General features: G+C 73.1%; 15 protein-coding genes. 8 read left to right on the top strand and 7 right to left on the bottom strand.

Translation table 11 applies throughout. The annotated features are described in order from the left end of the window. Positions 1 to 3,066 carry an AfsR/SARP family transcriptional regulator gene (locus FHU30_RS38765; RefSeq protein ID WP_253882582.1) on the bottom strand — a complete coding sequence of 1,022 codons (3,066 nt, stop codon included), beginning with the start codon at positions 3,064 to 3,066 and terminating at the stop codon, positions 1 to 3. Positions 3,067 to 3,259: 193 nt separating this feature from the next. Here FHU30_RS38765 and FHU30_RS38760 point away from each other — a divergent pair, with 193 nt between their 5' ends. Then, positions 3,260 to 4,129 (top strand): hypothetical protein, encoded by an 870-nt coding sequence (locus tag FHU30_RS38760; RefSeq protein ID WP_253882580.1) that lies wholly within the window; start codon positions 3,260 to 3,262, stop codon positions 4,127 to 4,129. A gap of 45 nt (positions 4,130 to 4,174) precedes the next feature. Here the strand turns inward: FHU30_RS38760 and FHU30_RS38755 are convergent, their stop codons facing one another. Beyond that, on the bottom strand, positions 4,175 to 4,867 hold the full coding sequence (locus FHU30_RS38755; protein ID WP_253882579.1) for a GntR family transcriptional regulator: 693 nt from the start codon (positions 4,865 to 4,867) through the stop codon (positions 4,175 to 4,177). 121 nt (positions 4,868 to 4,988) lie between these two features. Between FHU30_RS38755 and FHU30_RS38750 the strand changes: the two genes are divergently transcribed. After that, entirely contained in the window at positions 4,989 to 5,531 is a 543-nt protein-coding gene (locus FHU30_RS38750; protein WP_253882578.1) for a YbhB/YbcL family Raf kinase inhibitor-like protein, read from the top strand. A gap of 52 nt (positions 5,532 to 5,583) precedes the next feature. On the opposite strand, the gene FHU30_RS38745 is transcribed toward FHU30_RS38750, so the two are convergent. Beyond that, complete coding sequence (locus tag FHU30_RS38745) at positions 5,584 to 7,359, bottom strand: AfsR/SARP family transcriptional regulator (RefSeq protein ID WP_253882576.1); 1,776 nt, start codon at positions 7,357 to 7,359, stop codon at positions 5,584 to 5,586. 134 nt (positions 7,360 to 7,493) lie between these two features. Then, the gene (locus FHU30_RS38740) at positions 7,494 to 10,346 is read right to left on the bottom strand and encodes a helix-turn-helix transcriptional regulator (protein ID WP_253882574.1); all 2,853 of its coding nucleotides are present in this window, start codon (positions 10,344 to 10,346) and stop codon (positions 7,494 to 7,496) included. 296 nt (positions 10,347 to 10,642) lie between these two features. Here FHU30_RS38740 and FHU30_RS38735 point away from each other — a divergent pair, with 296 nt between their 5' ends. Beyond that, positions 10,643 to 10,870 carry a hypothetical protein gene (locus FHU30_RS38735; protein WP_253882573.1) on the top strand — a complete coding sequence of 76 codons (228 nt, stop codon included), beginning with the start codon at positions 10,643 to 10,645 and terminating at the stop codon, positions 10,868 to 10,870. A gap of 80 nt (positions 10,871 to 10,950) precedes the next feature. Here FHU30_RS38735 and FHU30_RS38730 read toward each other — a convergent pair whose 3' ends face one another. After that, on the bottom strand, positions 10,951 to 12,621 hold the full coding sequence (locus FHU30_RS38730) for a M28 family peptidase (protein ID WP_253882569.1): 1,671 nt from the start codon (positions 12,619 to 12,621) through the stop codon (positions 10,951 to 10,953). Between the two features lie 403 nt (positions 12,622 to 13,024). On the opposite strand from FHU30_RS38730, the gene FHU30_RS38725 reads away from it, so the two are divergent. Then, positions 13,025 to 13,942 (top strand): dienelactone hydrolase family protein, encoded by a 918-nt coding sequence (locus FHU30_RS38725; RefSeq protein ID WP_253882568.1) that lies wholly within the window; start codon positions 13,025 to 13,027, stop codon positions 13,940 to 13,942. A 208-nt stretch (positions 13,943 to 14,150) separates the two neighbouring features. Continuing rightward, complete coding sequence (locus FHU30_RS38720; RefSeq protein ID WP_253882566.1) at positions 14,151 to 14,405, top strand: hypothetical protein; 255 nt, start codon at positions 14,151 to 14,153, stop codon at positions 14,403 to 14,405. Between the two features lie 127 nt (positions 14,406 to 14,532). Here FHU30_RS38720 and FHU30_RS38715 read toward each other — a convergent pair whose 3' ends face one another. Next, entirely contained in the window at positions 14,533 to 15,597 is a 1,065-nt protein-coding gene (locus tag FHU30_RS38715; protein ID WP_253882565.1) for a beta propeller repeat protein, read from the bottom strand. Positions 15,598 to 15,768: 171 nt separating this feature from the next. Between FHU30_RS38715 and FHU30_RS38710 the strand changes: the two genes are divergently transcribed. Further along, positions 15,769 to 16,392 carry a hypothetical protein gene (locus FHU30_RS38710; RefSeq protein WP_253882560.1) on the top strand — a complete coding sequence of 208 codons (624 nt, stop codon included), beginning with the start codon at positions 15,769 to 15,771 and terminating at the stop codon, positions 16,390 to 16,392. A gap of 3 nt (positions 16,393 to 16,395) precedes the next feature. Here FHU30_RS38710 and FHU30_RS38705 read toward each other — a convergent pair whose 3' ends face one another. Next, the gene (locus FHU30_RS38705) at positions 16,396 to 16,965 is read right to left on the bottom strand and encodes a TetR/AcrR family transcriptional regulator (protein WP_253882558.1); all 570 of its coding nucleotides are present in this window, start codon (positions 16,963 to 16,965) and stop codon (positions 16,396 to 16,398) included. 154 nt (positions 16,966 to 17,119) lie between these two features. On the opposite strand from FHU30_RS38705, the gene FHU30_RS38700 reads away from it, so the two are divergent. Beyond that, positions 17,120 to 19,252, top strand: a complete 2,133-nt coding sequence (locus FHU30_RS38700; RefSeq protein ID WP_253882556.1) for an NACHT domain-containing protein — start codon at positions 17,120 to 17,122, stop codon at positions 19,250 to 19,252. A gap of 127 nt (positions 19,253 to 19,379) precedes the next feature. After that, positions 19,380 to 22,052, top strand: a complete 2,673-nt coding sequence (gene rph, locus FHU30_RS38695) for a rifamycin-inactivating phosphotransferase (protein WP_253882824.1) — start codon at positions 19,380 to 19,382, stop codon at positions 22,050 to 22,052. The last annotated feature ends 2 nt before the right edge of the window (positions 22,053 to 22,054 follow it).

Below are 22,054 nucleotides of genomic sequence, written 5' to 3'. Positions count from 1 at the left end.
CTACTCGTTCTGGACGGACGCGACCGTCGTGAACGGGACGGGTTCGTCGGGGGCCTGCGTCCAGCCGCGGGCCTGTTCGAGGAGCGCGCGAAGGGGTTCCTCGGACCAGGTGTGGAGCAGCGCCGGGGGAGTGGGGGCGGGGTCGATGCCGAGGGTGTCCCGCACCTGGTCCTCCAGGCCGAGCGGTGCGGCCAAGCCCGCGGGGACGCGGACCGCCTGCCAGGCCGCCGCGAGCGACCGGGCCGCCTGGTCGTCGCCGAGGTCGGCCGCGGTGAGGGCGGCGGTCACGGCGAGCGGGAGCGCGAACAGGTAGTCGCTGGCGGGACGGGCCTCGTCCAGCGCGCGGCCGAGCTCCCGGCGCGCCCGCCCGGGGTCGCCGAGGCGGCGCAGCGCCTCGGCGAGCAGGCCGCGCAGCACGAAGGTGGCGCCGTACCTGCCGGGGAAGGCGGCCCCGAGTTCCTCCACCGAGTCCTGGAGCAGGCGCCGCACCGCACCCGGGTTGCCGTCCGCCAGGAGTCGCAGCGCGGAGATCCGCGCGAAGCGGTGCCGGAGAGCGGCGGGCACGGCGCGGCCGTCCAGGACACGGGACTCCCACCGGCCCGTCCCGGTGGTGTCGCCCTGGCGGATCGCGAGCAGGCAGCGGCTCCAGATCGCGAGGTGGCGGGGCATCGCGGGCCCGGGCGTGGTGAGCGCGTCGTGCCGGTCGAGGAGCGGCGCGGCGAGGTCGGGGCGTCCCCATTCCAGCAGTCGGCTCGCCGTCCGGGTGAGCCCTTCGGGCTGGTCCTCGGGGGCGAGGCGGTCGAGGACGGCGGGGTACTCGGCGAGCGCGCGCGGGTTCGTGGTGCGGAACAGGCATTCGAGTGCCAGCAAGGTCACCGCGGATGCCGGATTCCGCCGTCCCGGTCCGCCGGTCAGCAGGGCGCTTGCGGCGGCGAACTCGCCCCGCCAGCTGTGCGTGATCGCGCGGGGGAGGCCGCTCGCCGAGGGCGGCACCGACCCGAGGACCTGGCGGACCCAGCGCTCGAAGTCGGTCAGGTGCGCGGCGCCGATGTTCCAGAACCGGTCCAGCAGGACGGTCAGCTCGGCGGCCTGCGCAGCGGCTTGTTCGGCGGCCTGCGTGGCGCGTCCGGCCTGGTGGCCGTGGAACAGCGCGGCCCGGAGGTTGCCGACCTCGCGGGACAGAGCGCGCAGCGCTTCGAGCTGCTCGTCGTGGTCGGGCAGGGCGTGGATGCGGCGGACGCGTTCCAGCCAGTAGGCGAGATGCCGGTCGCGCAGAACGTCCACCGGGTCGTCCTGCGAGTCGTCCGCCGGGTCGTCCTGTGAGGCGAGGCGGTCGCGGGCGTAGTCGTGGACGGTCTCCAGCAGCCGGAAACGCGCGGTCTCCTGCGAGGGCTGGACGAGCGAGCCGTCCGCCAGCGAGGCGAGCAGCGCCGGGACCTTGCGCCGGTCGAGCGGCGGATCGCCGCACACCTCGGCGGCCGCGTGCGCGGTGAAGCCGTCGCGGAACACCGAAAGCCTGGACAGGAGGAGCCGCTCCGTTGCGTCCAGCAGGCCGTACGACCAGCCGATGGTGGCTTCGAGAGTCCGGTGCCGGGGGTCCGCGCCACCGCTTCGCACCGACAGCAGGCCCAGGTCCCCTTCCAGGTGGCCGGCGAGTTCCGACGGGCCGAACGCGCGCAGCCGCGCCGCCGCCAGCTCCAGCGCGAGCGGCAGCCCGCCGACGGCGCGGCAGATCCGCGCCACCGCGTCCGGTGCGGAGGCGATGTCGAGGTCGGGCGCGGCCTCCCGCGCGCGCCGAAGGAACAGCTCCACGGCGGGCGTCGCGTCCGAGTCGCCGGTCGGCACGGGCAGCGGCTCCAGCGGACGGACGGTCTCGCCGGGGACGCCGAGCGGACGCCGGCTGGTCGTGAGAATCCGCAGGTCAGGGCACGCGGGACGCAGCCAGCCGACCAGCCGCGCGCACGCCTGGACCAGATGCTCGCAGTTGTCCAGCACCAGCAGGACGTCCCGCCGCCCGCGCAGGTGCCGCTGGACGGCGCCCGCGGGATCGGTGTCGTTACCGCCGAGCTCCAGCAGGGACGCCAGCTCGCCGACCAGGTCGTCGCCCTCGGACAGGCCGGCCAGCGCCATCACCGCGACCTCGGCGCCGCGGCGTTCGGCGAGGTCGGCGGCCGCCCGCAGCGCCAGCGTCGTCTTGCCGACCCCGCCCGGGCCGGTGACGGTCACCAGCCGCGGTGACGCCAGCAGCGCGGCGAGCGCCTCGCGTTCCGGCCGCTGCCCGACGAGCTCCTCAACGGGGCAGCGCGGTCCGTGCCAGGGCGGGGCCTCGCGCACGGGCGCCGGCAGGTCGAGGCGCGGATCGCCGGTGAGGACGGCCTGGTGCAGGTCGCCGAGCCGCGGCGACGGATCGAGGCCAAGCTCGTCGGCCAGCGCCGTCCGGGCGTCCTGGTAGATCTCCAGCGCCTCGGCCTGCCGTCCGGACCGGTACAGGGCGAGCATGAGCTGGGCCGTCAGGCCCTCGCGGAACGGATGCGCGCGCGCCAGCGCACGCAGCTCCGGCACGAGCCGCCGGTGCCCGCCGGCCGCCAGCTCCAGCTCGGCGCGCTCCTCCAGCGCCTTGAGCCGCAGCTCGTCCAGCCGGACGGACTCGTCCCGCAACCACGCCGCGTCGCCGTGCCCGGCATAGGCGTCGCCCCGCCACAACGACAGCGCCTCGCCGAGCAGCGCCCTCTTTCGCGATGGCGTTTCGGCCTGGTCGGCGCGCGCGAGGAGCGCCTCGAAACGCTGGGCGTCCACCTCGTCCTCGGCGGCGGTCAGGGCGTAACCCAGGTCATGGCGGGCGATCCGGCCCGGGTCGTCGAGCGCGCCACGCAGCTGGTGGACGTACACCTGGAGGTTCTTGCGCGCCGACGGCGGCGGGCCGTCCGGCCACAGCCCGTCGACCAGCCGGTCGTCGCTCACCGGACGGTTCGCCGCCGCGAGCAGCAGCGCCAGCAGCAGCCGGGCCTTGCCCGCGCCCAGCGCGACCGGCCGTCCCGCGACGGTGACCTCGAACGGACCCAGCACCCGGAACTCCACCGAACCGCCTCGTCCCCTCCTCGTCCGCCGATCTCCTCTGTATTGGACTGCCGGGGAGCCCCTTCTGGTTCGCCGGAACCTGCCCCGGCGCCCTGCCGGGCCTATACCGAGGCCATACCGGGCCCAAAGCGGCTCCGGACATCCTGCCCTTGTCCGCGATGGCGACGGAGAGGGCTGGTCGATGAAGCGGCGGTCGGCGGATTTCGTGCTGGCGTTCGTGACGATGCTGGTGGTGGCCATACCGATCTTCCCGCTGTTCGCCGGTTGGGGGCTCGACCGCATGTGGGCGGCGTGCGCCGGAGCCGTCCTCGCCGCCGGAGCCTGGGTCGTCGCCGGTTACCTCATCGAGCGCGCCCGCGAAGGCGCCGGGTCGGACGATGACGAGGTCGGCTACCCGTGGATGCAGGCCGCGATACTCGGCGCGCTGGCCGCGTTCACCTTCGTCTTCGGACTCGTCCGGACGGTGGCCCACCTCGGGAAGGGGCTGAACCTCAGCGGAGGCGCGTCCGTCGGCCTGTTCTTCGGGCTCCTCGCGCTCACCGGATTCGTCGTGCACCTCCGCTTCCGCATCCGCCTCTACCGCATCGCCAAAGCGGCGGGCGGCAAGGCCACGTCCCCCTTCTGGGACCCAGAGGTAACCGCCTCCAACGGAGTGCGCCTGCTCTACAACCGGATCATTTTCGTGTTCGAGGACGTCTGGCAAGCGCCCGTTCCACCGGACAGGCGCGCATCCGACGCGTCCATCGAGATCCACCTGACGATGGACGGCATCCGTTCACCGCGCCTGGAAGCGGCGGCTGCAGCGGCCGGCCTGAAAGAGCTCTTCATCCACAGCGAAGACATGGAACTGAAGTTCGCCAAGAAGACCACCCCCGGGAACGCCGCCTTCCGCGCCGCCCTCTCCGCGGAACTGGCCGACCTCGTCCGCGCCACCGACTTCAGGTTCTCCCTGATGGGCGGCCACCTGTCCTGCAAGAACCGCATGATCGAAGCCGCCGACACCGAGCGCGTCATAGGCGTCCTGTCCGGCCACCGCGTCCACACCTCCTGAGCCGCTGCCGGGAGCGCGCCGGAGGCCCCTTGGTCGTGGGGGCGGTCAGGGGGAGGGCGGGGTGTCCTCGGTGAGGGCGGCGGCGGTCATGGTGAGGTGCCGGGTGAGCACTTCGGCGGCGGTGTCGGCGTCGCGGGCCAGGGCGGTCTCTTCCAGGCGGCGGTGCTCGGCCTCGCCGTCGCGGTCGGGTCTGCGGTGCGCCGACCAGCGGCGGGCCAGCTCGCTCGCGGTCCACAGCCGGTCGAAGGTCTCCAGCAGGACGGGGTTGCCGCAGCCTTCCAGCAGGGCGCGGTGGAACAGGCGGTGGGCCTCGGCCCACGCCTCGGTGTAGTTCACGCCCTCTTCGGGCGCGTACGGAGCGGTGCGGACGAGGCGGTGGTGCGCGGCCCGGACGCGCGCCTCCCAGTCGAGGTCGCCGCGCTCGATGGACATCCGCAGCATGACCGGTTCGATCGTCCGGCGGGCCTCGGCGACCTCCTGCCAGCGCCGGTCGGAGAAGGCCGGGACGGCGAAGCCGCGGTTGGGCAGCCGGTCGGCCAGGCCCTCGCCGACCACCCGCACGAGCGCCTCGCGCACGACGGCCAGGCTCACGCCCAGCTCGCGGGCGATGTCCTGCGGTTTGAGGGGGTCGCCGGGGGCGTGGTCGCCGCGCATGATCGCGTCCCGCAGGTGGGCGTGCACCTGCTCGGAGAGCATCCGCTTCCCCGCCGGGGACGAGCCGTGGGCCGTCTGGGTCATGCGGTCATCATAGACGATTTGGCAAATAATCGATTATTGCTGCTATGGTCGATGATGTTCGGCCGCGGCAGCCTCCCGGCATCGCCGCGGCCGCGATCGACACACCGAGAGGAAGCATTCGATGAGCGCCAACGACCCCTTCGCCCGCCTTCCGGAAGCGGCCTCCTTCACCGTCACCAGCAGCGCCGTCGGCGACGGCGCGGCCTGGCCGGCCGAGCAGATGTCGTCCGGCGTCCCCGGCGGCAGGGACCTGTCGCCGCAGCTGTCCTGGAGTGGCGCTCCCGAGGGCACCAGGAGCTTCGCCGTCACCGTCTACGACCCGGACGCCCCCACCGGGTCCGGGTTCTGGCACTGGGCCGTCGCGGACATCCCCGCGACCGTCACCGAGCTGCCCGAGGGCGCCGGGGACGACACCGGCTCCGGCCTCCCCGGCGGCGCGTTCCAGCTCCCCAACGACGCCCGCGCCGCGCGCTACATCGGCGCGGCGCCGCCCGCCGGACACGGCCCGCACCGCTACTTCGTCGTGGTGCACGCCCTCGACGTCGAGTCCATCGGCGTCCCGGCCGACGCGACCCCGGCGCTGCTCGGCTTCATGATGTCCGGCCACATCCTCGGCCGGGCCGTCCTGACGGCGACCGCCGAGACCGCCGCAGCCGCCGCCTGACGGTTCTTGCGCGGATGCCCCTCGACCCGTCTGCGGTCGAGGGGCTTCCTCGTTACCGGACGAGCGTGAGCGCGGTCTGACCAGCCGGCTCTTCGCGCCGGACCGCCTGCTGGACGAACAGCCGGACCAGATCATGGACGCGGTAGTGGTCTATGCCGTGCGGCTCCAGCAGGGCGGCGTCGACGAGCTGGTCCAGCAGGTCTTCGGCGTCCGGCTCGGGAAGGTTCAGCAGGGATGCGGCCGCCGGGAGGCCGAACCCGGCGGCGGGGAGCAGAGCGCAGCGCCGCAGGGCGCGGGCCTGATCAGGCGCCAGCGCCGCGTATCCCGGCTTCAGGGACGCCTCGACCGAGAGATCCCCGGCGCGGAGTTCGGTGAGGCGGCGTTCAGGATCGGACAGCCGGGCGAGCATCGCCGCCAGGCCGCGTTCAGGACGCGCGGCGATCCGGGTGCCGAGGATGCGCAGAGCCAGCGGGAGGCGTCCGCAAAGCCGGGCCAGCTCGGCGCGCTCCTGCGCCGACGCGGCGACCTCGGGACCGGCGAACCGCGACAGCATCGCAACCGCTTCCGCTTCGGTCGGCAACGGCACCTCGAACCGGCGAGCGCCCGGGACGGGCAGGACGCGGCGCCGGGAAGTCACCAGCGCGGCGGTTCCGGGAGTGGCGGGCAAAAGCGGCAGGATCTGGCTGGTGCCGGACGCGTTGTCCAGAACCACCAGGACCCGGCGGTCGGCCAGAAGCGATCGGTAGGCCGCCGCGCGAGCGCTGAGCGTCGCCGGGACGTCCGCGAGCGGCATCCCCAGCCCGACGAGGAAATCGAGAAGCACTTCGCCGGGCGCGGCGTCCAGGTCGGCGTACAACTGGCCGTCCGGGTAGTCGGCGTGGCGGCGGTGGGCCGCGTCCAGTGCCAGGACGGACTTCCCGACGCCTCCCATCCCGCTCAGGACGGCGACCGGGACATGATCGCGGCCCGGTGCGAGCGCGTCGGTGACCGCTTGGCGAAGGTCGTCGCGTCCGGTCAGATCGGCAGGCACGGGCGGCAACTGACGCGGCCGCGCCAACGGGCGTCCCGCGCTCGCGGCGGCGGACGCCGGGCCTGGTCTTGCAAGCTGAGGACGGGCAGGATTCTGGCCGGTGAGGATCTGGTCGCGCAGGTTGGTGAGTTCGTGGCCCGGATCGATGCCGAGTTCATCGGCGAGGACACGCCGGGCGCGCGTGAAGGCGGCCAGCGCATCGGCGGTGCGTCCGGCCCGGTGCAGCGCCCGCATGTGCAGGGCGCGCAGGTCTTCGCGCAGCGGATGCGCGGCCAGCAGCGGCTCCAGCTCGGCGGCGACGCGGGCATGGTCGCCCAGGCCATCGGCGCAGCGGAGGGCGGCCAGCCGGGTGTCCAGATGCAACTGCTGCAGCCGATCACGGGTGCGCTGGGCGTGCGGCCCGGCGACTCCGGCGAGCGGGACGCCGCGCCACAGCGGCAACGCCTGCTCGTAGAGCTGACGGGCCTTGACCAGGTCGCCTTCGGAACTCGCGTCCCCGGCGTCCTGGATAAGGCGTTCGAAACGTGCCACGTCCACCGCCTCGGGCGGCAAGTTGAGGAAGTAGCCGCCCTGCGCGGAGACCAGGACGTCCTGGTCCTTGCCCATGGCCGCGCGGAGCCGGTAGGCGTAGTTCCGCAGCGTCCCGACCGCGTGGTTGGGCGGAGCGTCGCCCCACAGGCCGTCCACCAGCTCGTCCGGCCCGACCCGGCGCCCCGCGCGCAGCGCCAGCATCGCCAGGACGGCCTGCTGCAACGGACCGCCGGCCCGCAGCTCGCGTTCCGCACGCAGGAGCTTCAACGGGCCGAGTAGTTGTACTTGATACATCGCTCGTTCCACTGGACTACCTCACGGCAAAGATCCAGGGACCGGGCGCGGCGCCGCATCGGCACCGATTACGTATTCGGGCGGCTGCGTAACCGCCGACGCCAGGCTCAGAAGTCCAGGTCGCGGAGCTGGCGGCGGGACGAGATGCCCAGCTTGCGGAAGATGTTGCGGAGGTGGCTGTCCACGGTCCGCGGACTCAGGAACAGCGTCGCGGCGACTTCCTTGGACGTCGCTCCGGCCGCGACCTTCTCCGCGATGAGGCGCTCCTGCGCGCTGAGCCGGGTGAGGCAGCCCTCGCCGTTCGCGAGCGGCAGGCGCTCGCCGGTGGCGCGCAACTCCTGGGCGGCGCGTTCGGCGTACGCGTGGGCGCCCATGTCCGCCAGCATCCGATGCGCGGCGCGCAGTTCGGTGCGGGCATGCTCGCGGCGCTGCTCGCGACGGAGCCATTCGCCGTAGGTGAGCAGCGCCCGCGCGTGATGAACCCGGATGCGGGTCTCGGCGAAGTGGCCGATCGCCTCCCGGTACAGCATGTCCGGATCTCCCCGGCCGAGCAGGGCGCGCGCGTGCGTGTACTCGCCCAGCGCCCACGGGACGGGATTGGCGCGGGCGAGCGCTTCGAGGTGGTTCAGCGCGGTTTCGGCATCGTCCGGACGGCCCGACCGCGCCGCGGCCTCGACCAGCTCGGCATAGACGGCCCAGATCGAGTACGAACCCGCCTGGTGCCGGTGCTGCGCGGCGAGCGCCGACTCCAGCGCCGCCTCGAAGTTGCCGAGCCCGTTGTGCAGGACTGCCATGGCGTAGTGCTCGGCCACGTTCTCGCGCGGCTGCCCGTCGCGTCCCATCAGCGCGAGGAGCTCGCGGGCGCGGGCGAGGTCGCCGCGGAAGGCGGTGTAGACGAGCTCGGCGCCGAGCAGCGGGGACGTGCCCGCCGCCTCGTCCACCGCGCGGGCCTCGCCGAGGTGCGCGGCCGCGTCGTCGAACCGTCCGGTCGAGGTCTTGGAGATGGCCTGGTAGCGGAGCGCCTGCGGCAGCGTGGCGAGCGCGCCCTGCTCGCGCGCGACCGCGACCTGGCGGTCGGCGATCTCCTCCATCAGCCCGTCCTCGCGCAGGTCGATGACCATCTGGCAGACCAGGTTCATGCGCCAGGGGCCCACGGCCGCGTGCCGGCAGGCCGCCGCCGCCCGGCGCATCGCGGGGACGGCCTGCCCGACCGGCAGCATGTTCTGGTCCAGCAGCGCGTCGAGCAGCAGGTCGACCGGGCGCGGCGGCGCCTGGTGCTTCGCCTGCTCCCGGATCCGCGCGCCGAGCCGCTGCAGCAGCCCCGGCTCGTTGTCGTTGTAGATGAACGAGGAGAACGCCTCCAGGTAGGTCTCGCGGGCCTGCTCGGGAGGCAGGTCGGCGGCGGCCTCGACCAGCCGCGCGGTCGCCTCCGGGCTGTGGCCCAGCTGGAAGTCCGCGCGGGCGCGCAGCACCCGCGCCTCGGCGTGCCCGTGCGCGTCCATCGGGTACGCCTCGGTCCGCGCGACCAGCGCCCGCGCCGCCGTCGGCGCTCCCGCGCGAAGCCGCAACTGCGCCGCTGCCAGCAACCGCCCAGGACGCCGGTCGCTCGGCCGTCCCGCACCCTCACCATCCCGGACGAGTGGGTCGCGCACGATCCTGTCCTGATCGAGCCGACCATGCGCGGTCCCGTCCTGGATGACGTGGTGGTCGGCGGGCGGGGTCAGCTGCGCGGCGCGCTCCATGAAGGCCGCGGCGGCGGCGAACCCGCCGCGCAGGCGCGCCCGGTCGGCGCAGCGTGCCAGCTCGGCGGCGACCTCCTCGTCGGCCTCCGCCACCGCGTGCGCGCGGTGCCAGGCCTTCCGGTCGGGCTCCACGGACGGATCGGTCGCCTCGGCGAGCGCGCCGTGCACCCGGCGCCGCGTCCCCGGCGTCGCCGACGCGTACACCGCCGACCGGACGAGCGGATGCCGGAACCGCAGCCGCGGGCCGAGCGCGAGCAGCCCGGCGTTCTCCGCCGCGTCCAGTTCGGCGATGTCCAGGTCGAGGACGGCGGCGGCGCGGCGCAGCACGCCGAGGTCGCCGACCGGTTCGGCCGCCGCGAGCACCACCAGCAGGCGGGCGGCGGACGGCAGCCGCTCGAACCGGTGGACGAACTGCTCCTCCAGCGCGTCCACCACGCTCGCCCGGGACCGGCGCGGGCTCGGCACCCCGAACGGACCGGCGTCGTGCGCGAACTCCAGCAGCGCCAGCGGGTTGCCGCGCGCCTCGGCCAGGATCCGGTCGACCACCTCGCCGTCCAGGCCGGCCGGAGCCGCCGTGCCCAGGACCGTCCGGGCGTCCTCGTCGGCCAGGCCAGCCAGGGCGATCCGCGGCAGGTCGGCCAGCCCGGGGACGGCGCCGACGTCGCGCGCGGCGAACACCACCGCGATCGGTTCGAGCGCCACCCGCCGGGCGACGAAGACCAGCGCCCGCCGGGACGCCTCGTCGATCCACTGCGCGTCGTCCACCACGCAGCACACCGGACGCTCGCGGGCCACCTCCCGCAGCAGCCCCAGGACGGCCAGCCCGACCGTCAGCGGATCGGGCGAGGTCTGCTCGCCGAGGCCGAACACCGCCTCCAGCGCGCCCGCCTGCACCGGCGGCAGCGCCCGGCGGTGGTCGAGGACGGGCGCGCAGAGCTGGTGCAGGGCGGCGTAGAGCAGGTCCTTCTCGAACTCGGCACCGGCGGCGCGCAGCACGGTCTGCCCGTCCGCCGCGCGTCCCGCACCGCCCGCACCGCCCGGAACGCCCGCGCTCGCTGCGATGCTCGCGCTCGCCGCGCCGACGGCGGCGTCCAGCAGGGAGGTCTTGCCGATCCCCGCCTCGCCGGCGATCACGAGCGCGCCGCCGGCCCCGCCCGCGGCCGCGGCCACCAGCCCGACGATCTCCTGTCGCTCCGCCTGCCGAGCAACGAACTGCATCAGAACCTGGCCTCCGCGGTACCCAAGGGTCACCCACAATGCCCGGATCGTGTCCGGCTCGCGACTTACGACGCGTCCGCGCGCGGTGGAGTTGGACACGTTCCGCACCGGATCCGATCGGTGAGCCGGGATGCAGGCATGTGCCGGTTAAGGGCCGTCCCAAGACGGCGCGCCTGCTGGACGCCGGGCACGCCCCGGCCCCGAAGATGATCACAGGGTCCCGTGCCGTCCGGGGCGCGTGCCGTGCGGCGGCACGGCAGGCGTCCAGAACCAGGCCCCCGAGGAGGTCCGCACCGATGAACGCCGACGAGCAGGAGACGTTCGCCCTGATGGTCACCTGGTTCCACGCGGCCACCGAGCTGCACGGTCCCGCGACCGGCGGCGTGTTCCTCAAGGTGATCAGGGCGATGCTGGAGCACCGCGTCGACGAGGACGTGTTCGGCGAGGTGATCGAGCCGCTCTTCCGGCACGGCGACTGCGGGCCCGCCCGCGAGTTCCTGGCCTCGCTGCCCGGCGGGCCCTGACCCCGCCGGAAAGGGGACGGCCGCGAGATATCCGGGCGCCGGACACCTCGCGGCCGTCAGATGACGAGCGTTTCCGCAGGTCAGCTACTTGGTGCGCCTCTCGGATGGGACTTGGCCGGTGCCACCGCGTGGACGCGCGGGTTGGCGGACGAGCCGAGCACCGTGGTGTCGAAGGCCATGGTGCCGACCATCTTGGCGAATCCCTTCGACATGAACGTCATGACCTTCGGGTCATTGTTGTCGAGGTTGTCGCACCAGCGGAACGGGTTGTCGACGCATCCGCCGTCGGAACTCGGGATGTTCCCTTCGAAGTTCCCGAGCGTCCCGCCGAACAGGTCGACGTCCGACTGGAGTTTGCAGCAGTCCTGTCCGGTGAGCACGCCGCTCGCGGGAACTCCGGCCAGGTTGAATTGCTCGGCGTCGGTTCCGACCGGGGAGAAGAAAATGTGGTTCTTCCCGATGGAGGTGAAATACTGCACGCCGAGGTCGCGGGCGACCTTCGACGGTTCGTACACCTGCGGCGGGAACTGCTCGGTGACGGTCCGTCCGAACAGGTCGACGCCCGCCGGGTCGAGCACGCCGACGTCGTAGTTCTTGGTCGCGGTCACGTCCGCGTCCAGGTCGTACCCGATCTTCGCCAGCTCCGCCGGGCTGAGGTTGTTTACGTAGAACGACGAGCCCAGCTCGCCCAGCTCCTCGCCGCCGAACCAGATGAACCGCAGCTTGTTGCGCGGCGTGACCTTGCGGATGAGCTGGGCGATGTTGAGGATCGTCGCCGAGCCGGACGCGTTGTCCAGCATCCCGGCGCCGTAGATCGCGTCCAGGTGGGCGTCGACGACGACCACGTGGTTCGGGTCGCCGCCCTTGGACTCGGCGATCACGTTGTAGTCGTCGGCGTTCGGGTCGACCTTCGCCTTGACGTCGAGGTTGAGGACCGGGAGCGCCGTCCCGCCGCTGGTGGCCTGCTGGTACTGGTTGAGCAGGTCGCTGCCGGTGGCGAACGAGGTGAACGACACGGGGATGGTCGGCACGATCCGGTTGCCGTTGCCGTCGATCAGGCTGCCGCTGATCACTCCGGTGCGGCCGGGGTTGCCCTCGTTGAAGACGACCACGCCGGACGCGCCGGCCGCCTGCGCGTTCAGCACCTTCACGCCGTAGTTGCAGCCGCCGCGCTGGACGAGCGCGACCCGGCCCGCGGTGAACCCGCTGAAGTCGGCCGCCGTGCAGCCGCTCTTCGAGCTGGACGTCGGGGTCGGCGGGATGACGATGCCACCCGCGGGCTGGAGCGCCGCCGAGGCCGTCCCGGTGGCCTGGCCCGGGTTCCAGTCGTCCACGACCTTGTAGTCGTGCGGGGTCGGGGAGACCTCGCGGAACGTCGGCGTCGCGGTGTAGGCGAAGTAGAAGAACTTGTAGGGCTGGACGGTGACGTCGTACCCGGCCTGGCGCATCAGCCCGGCCACGTAGTCGACCGACGCCTTGTAACCGGGCTCGCCGGAGTTGCGCGAGGCGTGCCCGTCGGGGCCGGGGTTGGCGTCGGCGATCGCCTGGAACGCCTTCATGTGCCGCCACAGGTCCTCGGTGCGGACGCACTCCACCAGCTTCTCGGGGGTGTCGTTCACCCGGTGGGCGCAGCCCTGGCCGCTCGGCCCCTCGGCGATGCGCGCGACGGACGGGGCGGCCCCTGCGGGAGCGGTGGTGACCGCGGTGACCAGGGCGGCCCCCGCCGCCAGGATCGTGACTGGACGTGACAACCATCGAGGACGGTGTGACATGCGCAAGCTCCCCTCGCACACCAATGGCATTCGGCAACGGCCGAACGACGAGAACTGTGTCACACATCACGTCGCCTGAGAACCATTAATTGATAAGTTGACCATCTCCGGCCAGACCGCTTTTCGATCTTCGAAAGAAAGCGGGCGCGCCGAGCTTTCCGAGGCCATTTGAATTCTGCGCCGAAAAAGTTCTCGCCAAGGGGACCGGGTCGCGCCGAGGCGTGGCGCCACCCGGTTCGGATTCCTCGCCGGACCGCCTCCGCGCCCGCCTTTGTCAGTTCGGGGTGAGAGGGCCGGGGCGGTTCATCACTTCTTTCGTAGGGTTCCCCGGCCGCTCCTGCCACTGTTGCGTCACCGAAGCGACCCCCAGAGAGGCCGTCTGATGAACGACGTAACGCGCAGGTGCTTCCGGGGCCTGGCCCCCGCCGTCGGACTGGCGGCCGTGCTCATGGCGACCGCCGTACCGGGGCACGCGTCCCCCGTCCTCGCCCTGGTGGCCGGACCTGCGCTCGCCAACCCGTACCAGCGCGGGCCCGACCCGACCGACGCGTCCATCACCGCCGAGACCGGTCCGTTCAAGACCGCGTCGGTGGTCGTCCCGTCCAACACCGACCCGGGGTTCGCGGGCGGCACGATCTACTACCCGACCGACACCAGCCAGGGGACGTTCGCGCCGATCGTCGTCACGCCCGGCTTCGTGTCCCCGCAGTGGGCCATCTCCTGGTACGGCCCGCGGCTCGCGTCGCAGGGCTTCGTGGTGATGACGATCGACACCCTCGGCCTGTTCGACGTCGTGGACCAGCGCGGCAAGGAGATGCTCGCCGCGCTGGACTACCTCACCAACCGCAGCGCGGTGAAGGACCGCATCGACCCGACGCGTCCCGGCCTGATGGGGCACTCCATGGGCGGCGGCGGGGTGATCAGGGCGGCGGCCGAGCGTCCCGGCATCAAGGCCGTCGTCCCGCTGGCGCCCTGGGACCCCAACTCCAGCTACGCCTGGAACGTCAAGGCCGACACCCTGGTCGTCGGCGGCGAGAGCGACATGATCGCGCCGGTCGCCGCGAACGCCGAGCCGATCTACAAGGACCTGCGCAGCGCGCCGGAGAAGGCCTACCTGGAGCTGAGCGGCGCCGACCACGTCTTCGCCTTCAACCTTCCCAACACCACCATCGCCAAGTACGCCATCGCCTGGATGAAGCGGTTCCTCGACGACGACGTCCGCTACGACCGGTTCCTGTGCCCGGCGCCCGCGCCCGGCGGCGCCATCAAGCAGTACCAGGACACCTGCCCGAACGGCTGACCCGATCGTCACCCAATGCACCCGATTCCGCGCTCAGGGTTAACAACTGGGTGCTAAGGGGACGAATGGCCTTGGGGGCCTGGCGGGGCCAGGGTGATCCGGAATCCGCCTGATTCGGGATCCGCCTCGCGGGACGCGTCGCACGTCGGCAGCAGGCCGGTGCGCCGGTCCGGCCCCCGCCCGTCCCGGCTCACACGGAGAGGTGATCATGATGGCGAGAGAGCCCGGCCGAACCGGCCCGGCGGCCGCCTCGGACGCCAGCGAGACCATGCGGAACCCGAAGGCGACCAAGGAGGAGAAGGCCGCGGCCGCCAGCGCGCTGTCCCAGGCCGCCGACCGGCGCACCAAGAGCGGCGAGGAGGCCGCCGCGGAGGCCGCCGAGACGATGCGGAACCCGAAGGCCACCAAGGCCGAGAAGGCCGCCGCCGCGAGCACGCTGTCGCAGTCCAGGCCCGGCAAGTAGCCCCGGTCTGAACGAGCGGAAACCGGCCGTCCGGAGGGCAGCGTCCCCCGGACGGCCGGTCGCCTGCGTCTGCGAGCCCACATGGGCTGCGCCGCCGGTTATTGAGCCCGCAGCGCTGCGCCGCTGGTTACGAGGTGAGCACTTCCGGGGAGCCGAACCGCGTGCTGCCCGCCACCCAGATCCGTCCGGACGGCGCGACCGACAGGTCGTTCGTCCAGGTCTCGACCGGCGTGGTGAACGCCTGCCAGGTGCCGTTCGCGTAGCGCAGCGGCGGAGTGGGGTCGAGCTTCTCGGCGTAGTCCACGACCACGAGCGGGTTGCCGCCGGCGTCCAGGCGGACCTTCTGGCCGTCCCTGTTGAACGGCCCGGACGGTGCGGCCGTCCATGCCGTGCCGTTCCAGCGGTAGAGCGTGTTCCAGGTGAGCGCCCAGACCGTGCCGTCCGCAGCGGGCGCGACGCTGGAGACGCAGTAGTCGGTGGGCAGAGGCGGAAGTGCCGTCCAGGTGGAGCCGTTCCAGCGGAGCGCCAGCGATTCCAGGCGTTGCGTGGTGGTGTTGTAGCGGCAGCTTCCCGTCCACGCCTCGGTGCCGCTGCGCGCCTGGAGGTCTTGAAGGCCGTCCTGCAGTTGCCCGGCGAGCGGATCGGCCTTCCAGCCGTTGCCGACGCGCCGGAACAGCGAAGGCAGGAGTTCGTTGCCCTCGCCCTGCACCTCGATCTGGATCCACACCCCGGCCGGGCCCGCCCACAGGCGCGTCCACTCGGCGTAGGCGACCTCGGCCGGCGGGACGACCGGCCGGAACGCGGTGCCGTCGAACCTCGCCAGGTACAGGCGCTTGCCGTCCTGGACGCCCCACGCCCAGACCTCGCCGCCGTATGCGGCTACCTGCGCGATGTCGCCGTTTCCGGACCAGCCTTCGAGCGGGTACTCCTTCCACTCCGAGCCGACCCGCCGCCGCACCACCGGATTGCCGGTGTTGTCGCCGACGTGCCCCTGCCCACCGGCCACCCAGGCCTCGGTGTCGGAGACGGCGGCGACGCTGAACACGCGCGCACCGGGCCAGAGGAACGGCAGCGGCAGGTCCTTCAGGGCGGCCGGTGCGGCGGCCTGGGCGGCGGACGCGGGAACCAGCACGGCGGACGCGGCGGCCAGGAGGGCGGGCGCGACGGCCGTCCGGACGGCGAGGAATCTCATACCGGGATCATCGGCCGAGCGCCATAAAGACGCCAGTGTTTACTGGAAACCGATCCGCGCCGCACCCGGCCGGCCCGCGCCGCACCCGGACGGCCCGCGCCGCGTCAGCCGCCGTGCGGGCGGGACTCCGGCTCTTGCGGCTCCGCGCGATGGCGTGGAACGCTCGGCCGGATGTCCATCTTCGGAGGGTCGGAGCGCAGGCGGGCCGCGAGGCTGGAGGAGTGGGCCCTCGCCCACGGCTGGCTGTTCCGCGAGGGCGGCGTCGCCGCGCCGTGGGCGGCCGTCCTCGGCCGAAAGTGGCAGGACTTCACCGTTCTCCGGACGTTGACCGGCACGTTTGACGGCCCTCCGATCACTGCGGCCGACTGCCGCTTCACCGGGGAGTTCCACACACGTCCCGATCCGGGCTCGGTGGTCCGCACCTCCCGGCGGACGGCGCGCGTCTCGGTGTTCTCCGTCGCCGTGCCGGGCCGGTTCCCTGACGTCCAGGTCGACCGCATGGCGCGGCGGCCGCGCAACACGCTGGCCAACGCGATGATCGGCGGCCAGTTCGGGGAGTTCCTCGGCGAGGACTTCGACCGCATGTACCGCGTCACGTCACCGGACCTGCCCGCCGCGCGGCGCCTGTTCTCGCCCGCGCTCGTCCAGGCACATCTCGGACGCAGCCTGGACTCGTGGCGGCTGGCGGACGGTGAGCTGATCCACGTGACCGAGGGGCGGCTAGAGCCGGACAAGGTCCGGCGCGGCGCGGAGTGGGTGCGGTGGATGGCGGGCATGCTCGCGGGTCCGCCCTGACGTTCAGCGGGCCGGGCCGCCGGGGACGCGGTTGAGGAGGAGGTCGGAGGCGCGGGCGAGGACCTCGGCGCGAGTGCGGCCGGGATGGTCGGCGGCGAGGAACTGGCTGCCGATCGCCGCGCAGAACGCCAGCAGGCTGCGCGCCTCGATCTCGTCCGGGTCGTCGCAGAAGGTGCCGATCGCCTCGCGCAGCAGCTCCATGCGGACGTTGTCGACGCGGCGCAGGCGGTCGGCCACGTCCGGATCGCGGCGGGCCCAGTCGCGGACGGCCAGGTCGATGGGGCGCAGCCGCTCGGAGAAGGTGAGCCGTCCGGCCAGCCGGGCCTTGTCGGCGACGTCCCCGCCCTCGCGCTCGATCCGTTCGAGGACGTCGCCGGTGGTCTCGCGCTCCCAGGTGTCCAGCATCGCGTCCAGCAGCGCGTCCCGGTCGGCGAAGTAGCCGTAGAACCCGCCCTTGGTCACACCGAGCGACTTGGCCAGCGCCTCGATCCGGACGGCGTCCACGCCCCCGGACGCCAGCGCCTCCAGCCCCGCCTCGACCCACTTCTCGCGCGGCGTCCGCAACGCCCCCATATCGTGCCCACCCCACCCGCGCCGGATCTCAGTTATACGCAATCGTATATCCCGCGCCGCCCGCCTCCCGCACATTGGGTGCCGGACGCCGTTCGGTGTGAACTGCGGGCCGGTTGTGGACTTCCGTTGCGGCGGGTGCCCGGCGATGGCCACGATGAGCCCCATGCGAGGCGGCAAGGGCCGATGGCCATGGGTGGTGGCCGCGGCCGGGCTCGCGGGACTGGCAGCCCTGCTGGCCGTGACGGCGCTCCCGCTCCGCGGCAAGGACGGGCTGCAGACCTCGGCCAACGTCGGGCAGATCACCGGCGTGGTGATCGCGGCGGTGGTCGCGGCCGTCCCGCTCATCCTGTGGGCCCGGCGCAGCAGCAGCGCGGCGCGCGCCGAGGCGGTCCCCGCCGCCGAGGCGATGCGGCGCGCCGAAGCCGTCCTGGCGGACGTCGTGGAGCAGCAGTGGGAGGACGAGGCGCGCCTGCGGTCGCTGTACGCGCCCGGCCCGATTCCGGTGCGCTGGCGCCTGGCCGTCCGCACCGGCCTGATGGACCAGGCCGACCCGGCGGAGCCTTGGACGGCGTCCAGCGCCGACGTCCCCGCGTTGGCGGCCCGGTTCCGGCGGCTACGGCGACGCCGGCTGGTGATCCTCGGCGGCGCGGGCACGGGCAAGACCACCCTGGCCGTCCAACTGCTATTGGAACTGCTGCAGACCCGCGAGCCGGGGGAGCCGGTGCCGGTGCTGCTCCCGGCCGCCGCGTGGGACACCACCCGGCATCCGCGCCTGGACACCTGGCTGGCCGAGCAGCTCCTGGCGGACTACCCGGCGCTGCGCGCCCCGGGGATCGGCGCGCGCATGGTCCGGGCGATGACCGCGCGCGGCCGGGTCCTCCCCGTCCTGGACGGCCTGGACGAGCTCCCCGCGCCCGCGCGCGCCGCGATCATCACGGCGCTGAACCGGTCGCTGGGCGCGGCGGAGCAGCTCATCCTCACCAGCCGCCTGGGCGAGTACCGCAGGGCCCTGCAGAACGCGGGCGCGGTGATCTCGTCCGCGGCGGTGCTGACGGCTCGGCCGCTGACCCCGTCCGCGGCGGCCGACTACGTGGAACGCAGCCTGCTCCCGCCGCTCGGACCGTCCTGGCGGCACGTCCTCGCCGCCCTGCGCGCAGCCCCCGCGCCCGGCACCGGTGACGCAGCGAGTGCGTTGGCGGCGATTGCCGCTACGCCGCTCGGGCTGTGGTTGCTGCGTGCCGTCTACACCGCCCCGGGCGCCGACCCCGCCGAGCTGACCGACGCGTCCCGGTTCCCCAGCGCCGCCGCGCTGCGCGCGCACCTGCTGGACGCGCTCATCCCCGCGATGATCGCCACGCACGAGCCCGCCAAGGACCCGGCCGAGCCGTTCCGCCATTCGACCGCCGACACCCGCCGCTGGCTCGGTTACCTGGCCCACCATCTCGCCGCCGGGCCCGACGCGTCTGGTGACGGGCAGGGGACCGGCGAGTTCGCCTGGTGGCGCCTCGCCGCCACCACCGGCGCCGTCTCTTCCGCCATGAGCGCGGTTTGCGGCCTCGCCGCGGCCGTGTTCTGCGGGATCACGGCCGGGGCCATGATCGAACCGTGGACGGGGCTCGCGGGCGGCCTGCTGTGCGGGATCATCGTCGGCGGACGGACGAAGATGGGCGAGCAGGATCTACCCGGCTATGCCGACCTGCGCAAACCCCCGCGCGAGCTGGTGAACGGAATCGCCGCGATGCTCGGGTTCGGGCTCGTCGGCGCGCTCGTGATGGGCGGTGGCGCGCTGCTCGCCGGCTCGGACGGCGCGCTTGGAGGCGGCCTCGCCGGGTTCGCGGCCGGGTTCGGGGGCGGGTTCGCCGGGTTCCTGACGGCGGTGGAGACGCCGGCGTCCGCGTTCCGTGCCGTGACTCCGACGTCCAGCCTGCGCGCCGACCGGACCATGAACCTGCTCCGCATCGGCGCCTCCGGCTTCCTGGCCGGAGCGCTCATGCTGCTCGCCGTGGCCATCACCACGAGGCGTCCGGGCGAGATGGCGATCGTGAGCGTGTTCGCGACGGCGACCGGGGCCATGGTCGCGACGACGGCGGGAAGTCACCGGGCCTGGTGGCTGTATGCGCTGGCCACCTGGCGGCTGAGCCGGGCGGGGCTGCTGCCGCGCCGGCTCATGCCGTTCCTGCGGGACTGCCACCGGCTGGGGTTGCTGCGCGCGGTCGGGCCGCTCTACCAGTTCCGCCACGCGGAGCTTCAGGCGCATCTGGCCGCTGACTACCGGCCGCCGATCTGAGGCGTACCTCTTCCCCCAGTTTCATTTTATATCACATTCGCGCGCCTCATGAGGCGCGAAAAATTGCCCCATACTTGCGGCCGTCGAGGACCGACACGACGAACGAGGGGCGACGGAATTGGGCTACGTGCTGGGTTTCGAGCAATGCGACCCGACGAATATCGCGGAGGTCGGCGGAAAGGGGGCGAACCTGGGGGAGCTCGCGCGCATCGACGGTATCCGCGTGCCCGACGGATTCTGCGTCACGGCCGACGCCTTTCAGCGCGTCGCGGCTCCCGCGATCGACGGCCTGCTCGAACGGCTGTCGGACGTGCGGCCGGACGACCGCGAGGCGATCCGGGTCCAGAGCGAGGAGATCCGCCGCGTCATCGAGGGCGTCGCGATGCCCGACGATCTCGTATCGGCGATCGGCGCGGCGTACGCGCGGCTCGGGGACGGCGCACCCCGCGCGGTCGGCGCGCCCTCCGCGGTCGGCTCACCCCGCGCGGCCGGCGTGTCCTGCGCGGTGCGGTCCAGCGCGACCGCCGAGGACCTGCCGTCCGCGTCGTTCGCCGGCCAGCAGGACTCGTACCTGAACGTCACCGGCCCGGCGGAGGTGATCCGGCACGTCCGGCGGTGCTGGGCCTCGCTGTTCACCGAGCGCGCCGTGACCTACCGGGCCCGCAACGGCTTCGACCACCGGAAGGTGCGGATGGCCGTGGTCGTCCAGCGGATGGTGTTCCCGGACGCCGCCGGGGTCATGTTCACCGCCGACCCGGTGACCTCGAACCGCAGGACCGCCACCGTCGAGGCCGCGTGGGGCCTCGGCGAGGCGCTGGTCTCCGGCCTTGCCTCCGGGGACGTCTACACCGTCCGGGACGACCAGGCCGTCGGCGCGGTCGTCGCCGCCAAGGAGCGGTCCGTCCAGGCGGCGGCGGGAGGCGGCACCCGGGAGGAGCCGGTCGCGCCCGCCTGGCGGACGCGGCGGGTGCTGACGGACGAGCAGGCCATCCGGCTCGTCCGGCTGGGACGCCGGATCGAGGCGCATTTCGGACGGCCCCAGGATATCGAGTGGTGCCTGGTCGACGATGACTTCCACGTCGTCCAGAGCCGTCCGATCACCACGCTGTTCCCCGTCCCGCCGACCGATGACGGGGAGAACCACCTGTTCGTGTCCGTCGGGCACGCGCAGATGATGACCGACGCGATCAAGCCGCTGGGCCTGTCGGTGTGGCAGCTGACCGCCGCGCATCCGATGCACGAGGCGGGCGGGCGGCTGTTCGTCGACATCGCCCCGATCGTGGCGGCGCCCGCCGGGCGCGCGGGCATCATGCGCACGCTGGGACGGTCCGACCCGCTCATCGGGGACGCGCTGCAGACCGTCCTGGACCGCGGGGACTTCCTCGCCTCCCGTCCGGACGCACCCGCCGACGCCTCCCGTCCGGACGCACCCGGCGGCGAAGGGAAGGCGCGTGCCGCGCTCGATCCGTTCGAGGCCGATCCGGCCGTCGTGCCCGTCCTGATCCAGGAGAACCGGGCGTCGGTCGCCACGCTGCGGCGCGAGATCCAGGGCCTGTCCGGGCCCGCGCTGCTCGACTTCATCCGGGCCGACCTCGCGGAGCTGCGGCGGGTGATGTTCGACCGGCGGAGCCACCAGGCGATCATGGCCGGGATGGAGGCGGCCTGGTGGCTGAACGAGCACCTGGAGGAGTGGCTGGGGGAGCGGAACGCGGCGGACGCGATCGCGCAGTCCGTCCCGCACAACGTCACCTCCGGGATGGGTCTGGCGCTGCTCGACGTCGCCGACGTCGTCCGTCCGCACCCGGACGCCGTGGCGTTCCTGCAGCGCGTCGTGGACGAGGGCCGCGAGGACGCCCGCTTCCTGGACGACCTGTCCGAATTCCCCGGCGGGCCGGAAGCGCGCGACGCCATCCGGAACTACCTCGACGAGTACGGCATGCGCTGCGCGGGCGAGATCGACATCACCCGGACGCGCTGGAACGAGCACCCCGCCATGCTCCTCCCCACGCTTCTCGGCCACGTCAGGAACTTCAAGCCCGGCGCCGGAAAGCAGCGCTTCGCACAAGGGCTCCAAGAAGCGCGGCAGAAAGAAGCGGAACTGCTGGAACGCGTCCGTGCGCTGCCAGATGGGGAACGCAAGGCCGAAGAGACGAAACAGATGATCGACCGCGTCCGCGCATTCGCCGGATACCGCGAATATCCCAAGTACGGGATGGTGAGCCGCTACTCCATCTACAAGCAGGCGCTGCTGGGGGAGGCCGACCGCCTCGTCCGGAGCGGCGTCCTGCGCGAGCGCGACGACATCTTCTTCCTCCGGTTCGAGGAGCTGGAGCAGGTGGTGCGCACCGGCGAGGCGGACGCCGGACTCATCCGCGAGCGGCGCGCGGAGTTCCGGACGCAGGAGGCGCTCACCCCGCCCCGGGTCCTCACCTCGGACGGCGAGACGATCACCGGCCGGTACCGGCGCGACAACCTCCCGCCCGGCGCGCTGGTCGGCCTCCCGGTCTCGTCCGGGACGGTCGAGGGGCGGGCCCGCGTCGTCACCGACATGGCCCGCGCCGACCTCGAAGCGGGCGACATCCTGGTCACCGCGTTCACCGACCCGAGTTGGACGCCCCTGTTCGTCGCCGTCGCCGGACTGGTGACCGAGGTCGGCGGGCTGATGACGCACGGCGCGGTGATCGCCCGCGAGTACGGCCTCCCGGCCGTGGTGGGCGTCGAGGGCGCCACCCGCCTGATCAAGGACGGGCAGCGCATCCGCGTGCACGGCACGGACGGCCACGTCCAGATCCTCGACTGACC

Source organism: Actinomadura rupiterrae (assembly GCF_024172125.1).
GTDB lineage: Bacteria > Actinomycetota > Actinomycetes > Streptosporangiales > Streptosporangiaceae > Spirillospora > Spirillospora rupiterrae.
This window is presented reverse-complemented; position numbering and strand designations above follow the sequence as displayed.